The organism is Nocardia pseudobrasiliensis NBRC 108224 (assembly GCF_001613105.1).
Lineage (GTDB): Bacteria > Actinomycetota > Actinomycetes > Mycobacteriales > Mycobacteriaceae > Nocardia > Nocardia pseudobrasiliensis.
Genome location: NZ_BDBS01000061.1, coordinates 1 through 11,936, shown reverse-complemented (window position 1 = coordinate 11,936; position 11,936 = coordinate 1). Strand labels below are relative to the sequence as shown.

The 11,936-nt window shown below is 69.0% G+C and carries 11 protein-coding genes; 7 read left to right on the top strand and 4 right to left on the bottom strand.

What is annotated here, in order from left to right:
* Nucleotides 1–154 precede the first annotated feature (154 nt).
* Nucleotides 155–1,222, bottom strand: a complete 1,068-nt coding sequence (locus NP4_RS35620) for a baeRF2 domain-containing protein (protein ID WP_068007521.1) — start codon at nucleotides 1,220–1,222, stop codon at nucleotides 155–157.
* Between the two features lie 110 nt (nucleotides 1,223–1,332).
* Between NP4_RS35620 and NP4_RS35615 the strand changes: the two genes are divergently transcribed.
* The 3 genes from NP4_RS35615 to NP4_RS35605 all read left to right on the top strand — a co-directional run bounded on the left by NP4_RS35615 (nucleotide 1,333) and on the right by NP4_RS35605 (nucleotide 3,400).
* The gene (locus NP4_RS35615) at nucleotides 1,333–1,668 is read left to right on the top strand and encodes a DUF3140 domain-containing protein (RefSeq protein WP_068007518.1); all 336 of its coding nucleotides are present in this window, start codon (nucleotides 1,333–1,335) and stop codon (nucleotides 1,666–1,668) included.
* Between the two features lie 4 nt (nucleotides 1,669–1,672).
* The gene (locus NP4_RS35610) at nucleotides 1,673–2,230 is read left to right on the top strand and encodes a hemerythrin domain-containing protein (RefSeq protein ID WP_068007513.1); all 558 of its coding nucleotides are present in this window, start codon (nucleotides 1,673–1,675) and stop codon (nucleotides 2,228–2,230) included.
* 72 nt (nucleotides 2,231–2,302) lie between these two features.
* On the top strand, nucleotides 2,303–3,400 hold the full coding sequence (locus NP4_RS35605) for a glycosyltransferase family 9 protein (protein ID WP_068007510.1): 1,098 nt from the start codon (nucleotides 2,303–2,305) through the stop codon (nucleotides 3,398–3,400).
* A 251-nt stretch (nucleotides 3,401–3,651) separates the two neighbouring features.
* On the opposite strand, the gene NP4_RS35600 is transcribed toward NP4_RS35605, so the two are convergent.
* Nucleotides 3,652–3,873: a hypothetical protein gene (locus NP4_RS35600; RefSeq protein WP_068007506.1), complete on the bottom strand. Its 222-nt coding sequence runs from the start codon at nucleotides 3,871–3,873 to the stop codon at nucleotides 3,652–3,654.
* Nucleotides 3,874–4,078: 205 nt separating this feature from the next.
* Between NP4_RS35600 and NP4_RS35595 the strand changes: the two genes are divergently transcribed.
* A complete protein-coding gene (locus tag NP4_RS35595; protein ID WP_068007503.1) occupies nucleotides 4,079–5,293 on the top strand; it encodes a lipase family protein in 1,215 nt (404 codons plus the stop codon).
* A 320-nt stretch (nucleotides 5,294–5,613) separates the two neighbouring features.
* On the opposite strand, the gene NP4_RS35590 is transcribed toward NP4_RS35595, so the two are convergent.
* Nucleotides 5,614–6,270 (bottom strand): SDR family oxidoreductase, encoded by a 657-nt coding sequence (locus NP4_RS35590; RefSeq protein WP_068007500.1) that lies wholly within the window; start codon nucleotides 6,268–6,270, stop codon nucleotides 5,614–5,616.
* 164 nt (nucleotides 6,271–6,434) lie between these two features.
* Here NP4_RS35590 and NP4_RS35585 point away from each other — a divergent pair, with 164 nt between their 5' ends.
* Nucleotides 6,435–7,820, top strand: a complete 1,386-nt coding sequence (locus NP4_RS35585) for a lipase family protein (RefSeq protein ID WP_068007495.1) — start codon at nucleotides 6,435–6,437, stop codon at nucleotides 7,818–7,820.
* A gap of 8 nt (nucleotides 7,821–7,828) precedes the next feature.
* Here NP4_RS35585 and NP4_RS35580 read toward each other — a convergent pair whose 3' ends face one another.
* On the bottom strand, nucleotides 7,829–9,376 hold the full coding sequence (locus tag NP4_RS35580; protein WP_068007491.1) for an acyl-CoA carboxylase subunit beta: 1,548 nt from the start codon (nucleotides 9,374–9,376) through the stop codon (nucleotides 7,829–7,831).
* A gap of 466 nt (nucleotides 9,377–9,842) precedes the next feature.
* Between NP4_RS35580 and NP4_RS35575 the strand changes: the two genes are divergently transcribed.
* Together NP4_RS35575 and NP4_RS35570 are read left to right on the top strand one after the other, a co-directional pair.
* Complete coding sequence (locus tag NP4_RS35575; protein WP_068007489.1) at nucleotides 9,843–10,994, top strand: PucR family transcriptional regulator; 1,152 nt, start codon at nucleotides 9,843–9,845, stop codon at nucleotides 10,992–10,994.
* On the top strand, nucleotides 10,991–11,936 hold a 946-nt coding region (locus tag NP4_RS35570), incomplete at its 3' end, for an acyl-ACP desaturase (RefSeq protein WP_068007486.1). The genes NP4_RS35575 and NP4_RS35570, both read left to right, overlap by 4 nt.

The window sequence follows — 11,936 nt, the reverse complement described above, 5'->3', positions numbered from 1 at the left end:
TTCGGGGGTTTGGGCCCCGGGATGGGGTCCGGAGGATCCGGGGACGGGATGGGATTCGGGTTCGGGGGTGGGTCGGGTGTGGGGATCGGGTCGGGTGGGCCCGGGTTCGGGCCCGGTACCGGGGGGAGGGGATGGTCGGACATGGAAACCTCCTCTAGCCGTGGCGGAGTAGGGCGCCGACGCCTTCGGCGGGGGCGTGGTCTCGGCCGGTGGGTAGGACGCCCGCGCGGGCGGCGAGGGCGGCCAGGGGTAGGGCCTCGTCGGCGCGGCGCAGCCAGGTTCGGCGCGGGGCGAGGGCGTCGGGGATCACCTGGGTGGGGTCGACGCCGACTCGGACCGTGCGGTCGCCGAGGGTTTCGGCGTCGATGAGCAGGGTGTCGGCATTGGCCTCGCGCAGGGCGGCGGTGGTCGCGGCGATGCCCTGGGCGGCGAGACCGCGGGTCAATTCCTGGGTGAACAGCTCCATGACCGCCCGGCGGCGCAACTCGGCCTCCTCGCGCAGGATACGGCGGATCCGATCGTCCAGGGCGGTCGGTTCGGTCGGACTTGTCCGCGAGACGCTTTCGAGCTGGATCACCCGCCGCCCGCGCGGCACCAGCGCATCGCACAGCGCGGACCGATCCGCGACCGCGCCGCCCACCAGGACCAGCGTCGCACCGGCCCGATCCGCCAGCCGGGTCACCTCCCGGCCCACGGCATGGATATTGCGCCGCACCGTGTCCTCGACACGATGCTGCATCGAGCCGTGCGCGGGCCCGCCGCCGCGCACCTTGTGCAGCGGATGCGCGACGCCGCTGACCGTATGCGCCAGCGGTCGCCCGTGCGAGTCGACCCCGCGAATATCCGCGCCCTCGTGATCGACCACCACCGCCACATACGGCGTGCGCGGCACCCGGAACTGCACCAGCGGCAACAGATACGGCAGCGGCGAGTACCGCACCACCGGCCGCGGCGGCGCACTCGACAGCGGTTCGGCCACCAGCACCCCGTCCGCACCGGCGATGACGGCCTGCCCGCCACCACCGGGCGGCAGCCGCAACGCGCCGTCGATGGTATCGAGAAGCTCTGGGGGAGCGCCCTTCTCGGCGAGCTCGACGCGAATCGCCCTTCGCCGCAGGCGTTCCCGCTGTGCCGAGTCCTCGCCGGCGGGGAGCCCGTCGACGTACACCGATCCGAAGGGACCCTCGTGATCGGTCAATTCGCGTAATCCGATGCTGTCCACATCGGCCGATTACCCGGGGGCGCGAGCGGCAATCATGAGCGTTTGCGCCGCTTGCGAGCGGGTAGCCGGAGGCTGTGTCAGCGAGAGGTTCGATCGTCGAGGAGGACGAGATGGCCGAATCCATTGTCGATGACGATCTGTGGGACGACTTCCATCGGGTGGTCAATATGAGCTCGCGCGAATTACGCGACTGGTTGCGCACCGACGCCGCGGGCCCGCGCACCGAGGCCCTGCCGGATCAGGCGGGCGCCGAGTTGGGGCAAGGGGTACTGGCCGTACTCGGTAAGCGCCGCACCGACCTGAACCGCCGCGACGCCGAGGTGATGCGGACCGTCGTACGCCGAGTACTCGACGAGCGCGGCGCCGAACCCGAGGCGCGGGCCGGTCGCCCTCAGTGGCGACACCGCCTGATGTCGATGGGACACGATCCGCTGCGGGTGCCCTGAGCCCATGTATCCCGATTCAGGAACCGATATCGTCGCGCTGCTCATGGCGCGACACAGCCGGATCAAGGACTTGCTCGATCGGCTGCGCGCGGGCGATGGACAGCGCGCGGCCCTCTTCGACGAACTCGTGCGCACCTTCGCGGCCCACGAGTACTCCGAACATCAGGTCGCCCATCCCGCCGCCCGGGAATTGGGGGTACCCGACGATGTCGTGGATCAGCTGATGGCCGAGGAGAATCGGCTCGAACAGGCGCTGTCGGACCTGTGCGCCCGCGGGCTCGACGATCCCACCTTCGAGGTCGATCTCGGCGAATTCGCGGGAGCCGTCATCGTGCACTGCGCGCAGGAGGAACAGCAGGAGTACACGACCATGGTGACCGCCCCGCCACAGCGGCTGCGCGAACTCGGCGCGGCCCTGCTCGAGGCGGAGGCCGCCGCGCCGACCCGGCCGCATCCCGTGGCGCGGCGTTCCGGATTCGCTCGCCTGTTCGTGGCGCCGGTGTTCGCGATCCTGGATCGTGCCCGCGACGGGATGCGCGGCCGCCGCCGCGAGGTAATCTAGGCCCGAACTCGTTGGCGGGCAGCTCCCTTCGCTCGATGCTGCCCTCGGTGATCCGGCGGCGAGGAGGCCGAGGTGGGTTCGATCGGGTCGGTGGGCGAGGTGTGGCCGGAGGTGCGTCGGATCGTGGTGGTCCGCGGCGGCGGTCTGGCGGAGTTGCTGCTCGTCATGCCCGCGATCGAGGCGCTTGCCGTGGCGTATCCGAGCGCGCGGATCGTATTGCTGGGCAGCCGGGTGCACGTCGAACTGCTGGAGGGGCGGCCGGGTCCGATCGACGAGGTGATCGCGCTACCGCCCGGCAGCACCGAGGTCTCGGGCTCGGCCGACGCCGAGGTCGAAGCGGAGTTCTTTCGCCGAATCTGTTGCGCCCCGGTGGATCTGGGGGTGCAGCTGCACGACGACGGGCGCTGGTCCAACGGTTTCCTGCATCAGCTGCATCCGCATTGGAGCGTGGGCTCGCATGTCCTCGACGCCGCGCCGCTGACCCGCACGCTGCCGTTTCGTCCTCGCCAGCACGAGACGCTGCGGGCGCTCGAGATCGTCGGACTCGCGGGCGCGCGACCGACGGGTCTGCATCCGCGGGTTGCGATCGTGGACGCCGATCGCGCGGCCGCCGCCGAGCTGCTGGCGGATATGCCCACCCCGCTGATCGCGCTGGGACCCGGTGCGGGCGACGGTTGGCGGCGTTGGCCCGTCGACCGCTTCGCCGAGGTGGCCGCGCACTGCCTGCGCCGGGGGTTCGGCGTGGTGGCGCTCGGCGCGGAACGCGATCGTGAACTACTCGCGAGACTGCGTACCCGGGTCGATGAGCTCGACGCCGGGGCGGAGCTGAAAGTGCTGGCGGGAGCGGGACTTCCGGCGGTGTGCGGGGTGTTGGCGCGCAGCGGTGTGTTGATCGGCAATGCCGGTGGTCTGCGCGAACTGGCCGCGGCGGTGGGCACCCCGACGATCGGGGTGTTCTGGATCGGCACCGCGCTCGTGGCTGGACCGCTGGGTCGCGGCCGGGATCGGGTATTGCTGTCCTGGAATACGAATTGTCCTGTGTGCGGGCAGGATTGGACCGACGAAAGGGGCGCGCCCTGCGCGCACGAGGTGTCGCTGGTCGACGGCGTGCGGGTGGAGCAGGTCTTGGCCGCGGTCGACGCGCTGCTTTCGGATCGGTACGAATTGTGAACGTGCCCAAGAGAATCGACGCAACACTGTGAAAACCGCCAGACCCCGTCGTGGTGCTCGCGATTCGCCGCACCGGGTCGTATGGTGAACCCCGTCGTCGAGCGTGCGCCCGCCGGGCCGACACCCGCCACATCGCGGTCCGATGAGCGCGCCGCGCCGCACAAGGGCGGAGGCGCGAGCAGGTACCGACTCCCACCTGCTCGTCCCCGCGTCGGCGCCGGACCCGCCGGACAGCGAGTTTGTTCGGCGGGTCAGTGCCACAGGCTGCGGCAGGGGAGCGGACGCAGTCCCGGGCGAACCTTGCTGTCCACCGTCACCGCCAGGCCCGAATTGACCGCCGCCGCCGCGAATTCCCAGGCCTCGGCGCGGGTCGCGGCGTACTCGAGGATCAGCTGATCGCCGGGCTCGGCACCGTCGAAGTACACGGTGATGCGCCTGGTCGGCGCCTCCGGGGCGATATCGGGCATATCCATGTCCGTGCTCCTTCACCTGCTGTGCGCCCGACGGCGATTCGTCGACAACGCACAGAGGAGACGGTACGGTCGGCTCGGGGAGCTGACCAGCGGTGAATGGCGAATTCGTCGCGTAACACAGACGTGATGGCGCCGGACTTGTGATTTCTCAGGATATTTCCTTCCGGCGGGCGTGGGGCGACGCCGCCCGATAGCGTGAGCGCACATGGGGAATATCGCATTGCGCCGCGCGCTGGGGGCCTGCGCGGGCGGCCTGCTGCTGCTCGTCGCCGCGACCACCACCGCGGTGGCGCAGCCGATCTATCCGATGCCGGACCCGGATCCGTTCTACGCCCAACCCGCCGATATCGCCGATCACCAGCCAGGAGACGTGCTCGAGGTGCGCGCGCTGTCACCGCTGGCGATCTTTCCCGACACCGACATCACGCTGATCAAGTTCCGCTCCACCAGTTCCGAGGGCAATCCGATCGCGGCGACCACCACCGTGCTGACGCCGCACGAGCGCGCGGCCGACGGTCCGCTGCTGTCGTATCAGACCATCATCAACGGCCTGGGCACGCAGTGCGCGGTGTCCAGGGTGCTCTACACCAGCGATCCCAATCTGATGATCCGCGAGGCGCCCGCGTACAACGTCGCGCTGCGGCGCGGGTGGAGTATCGCGATGCCCGACCATCTCGGACCCCAATTCGCCTACGGTGCGGCCCGATTGGGCGGGCAGATCACTCTCGACGGCATCCGCGCGGTGCGGAACGTGCGACAACTGCGCCTCGAGCACAGCCCCGTGGCCATGGCTGGATACTCCGGCGGAGGAATGGCCACCGCGTGGGCGGCGGCGCTGGCGCCCGTGTACGCACCGGATCTGAAGATCGCCGGGGCCGCGGCGGGCGGCGTGCCGATGAATATGGTGAAGATGCTGGAGGGGCTGGGCTACGGCTCGCATCCGGTGTTCGGGCTGGCGCTGGCCGCGGGGCTCGGCCTGGAACGTGAATACCCCGACCGGTTCCCGCTGTCGGAACAGCTCAACGACAAGGGCCTGGCCATCCGCAATGCGATGGCCAACGGCTGCACCAACGACCTGCTCGCCGACGGCGCGGGCCGCAGCGTCCTCGAGGTCGCCCGCACCACCTCCATGACCCAGGACATCACCGCCCGCAAGGTCGTCGAGGAGAACAGCCTCGAGCTCTACACCGACAGCGTCCCGAATATGCCCGTCTACGAATGGCATTCCCCTATCGACGGCCTGGTCCCCGTAGACGCCATCGTCAACACCGACCACCGCTGGTGCGCCGCGGGCGTCCCCCTCCAATCCACCGCCATCCCCGTCCCCGACCACCTCACCGCCGCAGTCCTCGGCCTCCCCCAGGTCCTGGACTGGTTGACCGCCCGCTTCGAAGGCGCACCGGCCCCGACGAACTGCTGACCGTCGATCGCTTCGCGATCGAGGGAAAGTGAGTGGGGCACTCCGCGAAAGGAGGAGGCTCCCCGCGGGAGGAAGTGGGCTTCCCGCAAAGGAGAGGCTTCCCAAGAAGGGGAGAGGCACCTCGCGAAAGGACGTTGCCCGCGCAAGAGTGCGACACCCCCGAAGAGAGGTTTTCCCACGAAAGGGGGAGGGATCTCGCGAGGGGGTGGCTTCGCGCGGACAGGGGGCTTCCCCCGAAAGGGCCTGCGGGCCGAGTAGGCCCTTTATCCGCGAGCGTGATGGACTGCGGGACCTGATTCGGTTCGTGGTGGGAGGGCGGCTTACTTTATGGCCTCGATCGCGGTGGTGATCGGGGTGTCGCCTGTGATCAGTTCGAGGGTTTTGCCGATGGTGTTGTCGGCGTGCAGGATTGCGGCCAGGGTGGTGGCTACGTCGGAGCGGGGGATTGCGCCTGCGGGGCCTGGGGGGTTGGTCAGGGAGATGCGGTTGGTGGGGTGGTCGTCGGTCAGGCGGCCGGGGCGGAGGATGGTCCAGGACAGGGGGCGGGCGCGGAGGTCGTCTTCGGCTTGGGTTTTCGCGTCGATGTAGGCGGACCAGACTTCGTCGCGGTCGGGGGCGGGGGGTTTGCCCGCGCCCATGGTGGAGATCTGGACGAAGCGGGGGACGCCCGCGGATTCGGCGGCTCGGGCCAGGTGGATCGAGCCGTCGCGGTCGACGGTGTACTTGCGGGCCACGCCGCTGCCGGGGCCCGCGCCCGCGGCGAAGACGGCGACGTCGGCTCCGGCCAGGGCCGCGCTCACCTGTTCGGGCGTGGCGGTCTCGAGATCCAACAGCACCGGCTCGGCACCGGTTTCGGCGACCTCGGCCGCGTGTTCGGGGTTGCGGATCAGGCTGCGCACCTCGTCGCCGCGCCGGGCCAGCAACCCGGCCAGCAGTAGTGCGATCTTGCCGTGTCCGCCCGCAATGACGATTCGCATGACATCCGATCCTACCGAGAGGTCTGTTCAGATCCTGTGATCTCGAACAGGACTCGTCCTGCACACGAATCGGCGACAAACCGGCGATCGCCCGAATCGTCCTAATACCCTCGAACCACCTGGTCTGTGGTGGGGTCCAGGACAACTCACAACGGGAGTGGGTCATGCGAGGTTGGCGCGTAATCATCGCGGTGTTGTCGATCGTCGCAGGCTCGGCCGCGGCCGCCCAGGCGCAACCGCCGGCACCGAATCCCATTGCACCCCCGGCGATTCCGCTACCTCCCAGCCTCGGACTGCCCGCGGTCCAGCAGTGGATCGACGCGGTGATTCCGCCCCCGCCGATCCTCGCCCCGCCCGGTCCGGTCGTGGCCGCGGGACTCACTCCGGACCTGGCGAGTCTGCAGCAGGCGGTGCTGCCCAGCGATATCGGCGATCCGCTGTTCGACAGCTGGCCACCGGATCTCGCCGCGCACGCCCGCGGCGACATCCTCGAGGTGCGCGATGTCACCGCGACCGCCGCGCCGCTGCTGCTCGTACCGGTGCGGCAGGTGCTGCAGCTGAAGTTTCGCACCACCGACGCCCACGATGCCCTCTCCTTCGCCACCGCCTCGCTGGTCGTGCCCGCCGCGGCCTGGACCGGTCCGGGGGAGCGCCCGGTGCTGGTCAACAATCTGCCCATCGACGCGCTGGGCCGCGCCTGCACCCCGAGTTACACGCTGGCCCACGGCCTCAACGCCGACACCGCGACCACCGACTGGATCCCGCCCACCACCCAACTCGCCGTTCTGCGCGGCTACGCCGTGCTGATCCCCGACCACGAGGGCCCGCGCATGGCCTACGCCGAACCCTATGTCGCCGGACACGCCGTACTGGATTCCATTCGCGCCGTGCGGCAGCTGCGTCCCGTCGAATTCGGCGACAGCCCCTACGCCCTGCACGGCTATTCCGGTGGGGCCATCGCCACCCGCGGCGCGGTCGCGCTGATCGACTCCTACGCACCGGAACTGACCTCGGTCGTGGTCGGCGCGGCCCTCGGCGGCGTACCCGCGGACTATCAGATCCTGGCCCGCAGTATGAACGCCAATCTCGCCTCGGGCGTATTCATGGCCGCGACCTTCGGCGTCGCCCGCGAACGTCCCGAAATCCTGCAGCGGATGAACAATCTCGGCCGCTGGGCCGCGATCTCGCCGCTGAAGGACACCTGCGCGGGCGTATTCGCCCTGCCCGGTGTCCTCATGCTGCCGATCGATCTGGCCGCCGACATTCCCGACCCGCTGCACAGCGAATTCGCCACCGACATCTACCGCGTCACCCGCATGCAGGGCTTGAAATCGGACGTGCCGCTCTATATCTACAACGGCGAGCAGGAATTCTGGATCCCGGCCGAGGGCGCCCGCGCGCTGTATCGCGAACAGTGCGCCCTCGGTGTCCACGCGGTCTACCGCAGCGTTCCCGGCGAACACATCATCGCCGCGGGCCTGGGTTATCCCGACGCCATGAACTGGGTGGATCAGCGGCTGCGCGGAGTTCCCGCGCCGAACGAGTGCTGAGCCGTCGGCTACATCGGGAACAGGTTGTGCTTGCGCGGATTCGGCTTGCGCACATCCTTCTGACGCAGCAGCCGCAGCGCCTTGCGGATCTCGAGCCGTGTCGTCGACGGCTCGATGACCGCGTCGATATAACCGCGCTCGGCGGCCGTCCACGGCGTCGCGACGGTGGCGTTGTAGAAGTCGATCATGTTCTGCCGCACGGTCTCCCGCTGCTCCGGCGGGGTCGCGGCCAGCTGACGACGCCCCACGATGCCGACCATGCTCTCCGCGCCCATCACCGCGATCCGCGCGGTCGGCCAGGCCAGGCTGATATCCGCGCCGAGCTGCTTACAACCCATCACCGCGTAGCCGCCGCCGTAGGCCTTGCGCACCACGACGGTCACGATCGGCACGGTTGCCTCGATCACCGCGCGGAAGAATCGCCCACCGCGTTTGATCACGCCGTTGCGCTCCTCTTCCACACCCGGCAAAACGCCGGGGGTGTCGACCACGAACACCAGCGGGAGATTGAACGCGTCGCACAGCCGAATGAAATGCGTCGCCTTGTCCGAACATTGGGCATCGAGCGCACCGCCCAGCACCATCGGCTGATTGGCGATCACACCGACCGGTCGTCCGTCGACGCGCGTGAATCCGGTGATCAGATTCTGCGCGGTGCCCGCGCCGAACTCGTGGAAATCTCCGTCGTCGAAGATTCGCAGCAGGATATCGTGCATGTCGTAGCCGGATTTGTCGGAATCCGGAATGATCGAATCCAATTCGAGATCGTGGGCGGTCACCTCCGGTTCCAGTCCCGGGTTGACGATCGGCGGTTGTTCCAGACAGCTCGACGGCAGATAGCTCAGATACGAGCGCACCCAGTCGAAGGCCGCCTTCTCGGTGGGCGCCACGTGATGAATCGTGCCGTTGCGGGCCTGCACCGCCGCGCCGCCGAGCTCCTCGGCCGTGACCTCCTCGCCGGTCACCGACTTGATCACATCCGGGCCGGTAACGAACATATAGGAATTCTCGGTCGCGACCAGCACATCCATATTCACCGGCCCGTATACCGAACCGGCCGCGCACTTGCCGAGCATCACCGCGACCATCGGGACATAACCCGACAAATCCTCCTGCCGCCGGCACATCAGCGCGTACCAGGCCAGCGAGGCGACCGCGTCCTGAATCCGCGCGCCGCCGGAATCGTTGATCACCACCACCGGACAGGCGTTGTCGTAGGCGAATTCCATCGCCGCGGCCACCTTGCGGCCGAACATCTCACCGACCGAACCGCCGTAGACGGTCTGATCGTGCGCGATCACCACCGCCGGTCGCCCATCGATGCGTCCGCGCCCGGTGACCACACCGTCGCCGTAGAACGCGTCGGGCTGACCCGGCTGGCGCATCAGCGCACCGGTCTCGACGAAACTTCCCGGATCCAACAGCATGCGTATGCGTTCTCGGGCGCTGGGAATGCCTTTGACTCGGCGTTTGTCGACTCCGGCCTGTCCGGTCGGTTCCTCCGCCAGTTCGAGGAGTTTGTGCAGATGCTGCAGCTTTCCCCGGGTGCCCGTCATACTCCGATATGCCTTTCCGCTGTTTCACAGTCACCGCGCCGCGATCGGCGGTCGATGACACGTGCTGCACGCTACCGTCTGGGAGCGTGCTCAACCACTGATCGCTCGGTGACCGACGACTGTCACAGAATTTCTCGCGTCGCTCTGTGAGTTTCACGAACACGGCCGGTCGGCAATTTGTGTCGCAGCCCTACCGACCGGTAGCGCCATTGATGAATTGTCATCGGATCAGCCATATTTCGAGGTCGCGAGGATTCGGTGCCCTAGCGTGATGCCAGCGCGGCGCCGGGAAATTGCGCGGCCGACGCCACGCCGGGGCGCGGTGATGCCGCGTCCCGCCACCCACCGGATGGTGTCGGAGAAATTCACCAACCTGCCATCCGGGCTGGTGGACCGCCCGCCGGACGCACCTCACCCCTGGCGCCCGGCGGGATTCCGCCTCGGGACCGAGTCTGGAGAGCGATCGATGACATCCCCCGCCTCGCAGGTCGCCGCCGCGAGCACGGCGACCCGGCTGGCCGATCATTTCCGGGCCGCGCGGCCCGGCTTGGAATCCGGCGAACCGGTCGCCGCGGTCCGCGAGTGCCTGGTCGCGACGCTCGACGCGGGCGACCGCACGGCCGAGGTGATCGAGCGCGCCGAATCCTGGGCACGCGAGGGCATCGATCTGAGTGTGGTGCTGCGCGCCTATCACGAGGCGATCCGCCACGGCTTCGAGCAGGTGCTCGGGGACGACTGCCCGCCCGAGACGTTGGCGGGGGCCGGACAGGTGCTGCGGCTGCTCGAGACGGTTACCGTCGCCACCTCGGCGGCCTATCTCGATCAGCATCGCCTGGCCGCGCGTCATCAGCACACCGCGGCGCAGACCCTGGTCACGGCCCTGCTCAGCGGGCACGGCCACGCGATGCTGGCCCGCCGCACCGGAGTCGAGATCGCTGCGGCGTATCAGGTTGTGGCCCTCGCGATTCCGCCGCATCCCGGCGAGCGGGACGCGCGCCTGCACGCCGAGACCGTGGCGCGGCGCAAACTGCGCCGCCTGCAGAGCGCGCTGGCCCCGGTCTTCGGTTCGCGGGCGCTGTCGCTGCTGTCGGTGGACGGCGGCACGATCCTGGTGCCCGTGGACGACGCACCGGCCGCGGCCATGTCCACCGATACCCTCGACGTCCTCGCCGCGGCCGCCTCGGTACCGCTGACCGCGGCCGCGGTGGCCGGACCCACCGAACGCATACCCGAACTCGCCGCCGAGGCCGGTGATCTGCTCGAACTCGTGCGCGCCCTGGGCCGCCCACCCGGCCTGTACCGCATGGCCGATGTCGCCGTCGAGTACCAGATGACCCGCCCCGGCCCCGCCCGCGAACATCTCGCCGCCCTGCTGGATCCACTGCTCGCGCATCCGGAACTGCTCGCGACCCTGCGCGAATTCCTCGACACCGGCCTGGACCGCAAGCGCACCGCCGAGCGACTGCGCCTGCAGCCCAACGGCATCGCCCACCGCCTGCGCCGCATCGCCCGCCTGACCGGACTGGATCCGGCGCATCCGGCCGGACTCGCCCGCGCCAGCCTGGCCCTGCTCGCCCACGACCTCGGCACCGCCGCTCGAACGAAGGAGTACGCGTGAGCGCCGCCATGACCGATCGGGACCTGCTGCGCGAATTGGAGCCGGTCGCCGAACATCACCTCGCCGAACATCTGCGTAAGGCCCAGCCCTGGAATCCGCACGACTACGTGCCCTGGGACGAGGGACGCAATTTCGCCGCCATGGGCGGAATCGACTGGGAGCCCGAACAATCGGCCCTGTCGGAGGTCGCCCGGGTGGCGATGGTGACCAATCTGCTCACCGAGGACAATCTGCCCTCCTATCACCGCGAGATCCGCGACGCGTTCGGCATGGACGGTGCGTGGGGGACATGGGTGGGTCGCTGGACGGCCGAGGAGAACCGGCATTCCATCGTGCTGCGCGACTATCTGGTGGTTACGCGCGCGGTGGATCCTGTTGCGCTGGAACGGGCTCGAATGGCGCATATGACCGCCGGGGTGGCCAGTCCGGAAGGGCCGGAGTTCCTGCGGGGTGTCGCCTATGTGACGTTGCAGGAATTGGCAACGCGCATCAGCCATCGGAATACCGGAACCGCCTGCGCCGAACCGATCGCCGAACGTATGCTGCAGCGCATCGCCACCGACGAGAACCTGCACATGGTCTTCTACCGTTCGATTTCCGCCGCCGCGCTCGAGCTCACCCCCGACGCGATGATGCGGGCGATCACCGAGGTCGTCACCCGTTTTCAGATGCCGGGACTGACCCAGCCGAACTTCCGCCGCAATGCGGTGCTGCTGGCCAAACACGGAATCTACGATCTGGAACAGCATTTGGATGTGGTGCTGCGTCCGGTGCTGCGCACGTGGCGGGTGTTCGAGCGCACCGATCTGTCCGGCGACGGCGAACGGGCCCGTGACGAATTGGGCTGCTACCTGGACGATTTGGCGGACAAGGCGCGGCGGTTCGCGGAGCAGCGCGACCGCGCGCTGGCTCGGGAGGCGGCCCGCGCCGAGCGGGTCGCGT

Excerpts from the sequence above, each read along its gene's own strand:
- NP4_RS35590 (WP_068007500.1), bottom strand. The coding sequence starts at position 6,270 with ATGCGAATCGTCATTGCGGGCGGACACGGCAAGATCGCACTACTGCTG.
- NP4_RS35595 (WP_068007503.1), top strand. The coding sequence starts at position 4,079 with ATGGGGAATATCGCATTGCGCCGCGCGCTGGGGGCCTGCGCGGGCGGC.
- NP4_RS35585 (WP_068007495.1), top strand. The coding sequence starts at position 6,435 with ATGCGAGGTTGGCGCGTAATCATCGCGGTGTTGTCGATCGTCGCAGGC.
- NP4_RS35615 (WP_068007518.1), top strand. The coding sequence starts at position 1,333 with ATGGCCGAATCCATTGTCGATGACGATCTGTGGGACGACTTCCATCGG.
- NP4_RS35610 (WP_068007513.1), top strand. The coding sequence starts at position 1,673 with ATGTATCCCGATTCAGGAACCGATATCGTCGCGCTGCTCATGGCGCGA.
- NP4_RS35600 (WP_068007506.1), bottom strand. The coding sequence starts at position 3,873 with ATGGATATGCCCGATATCGCCCCGGAGGCGCCGACCAGGCGCATCACC.
- NP4_RS35580 (WP_068007491.1), bottom strand. The coding sequence starts at position 9,376 with ATGACGGGCACCCGGGGAAAGCTGCAGCATCTGCACAAACTCCTCGAA.
- NP4_RS35575 (WP_068007489.1), top strand. The coding sequence starts at position 9,843 with ATGACATCCCCCGCCTCGCAGGTCGCCGCCGCGAGCACGGCGACCCGG.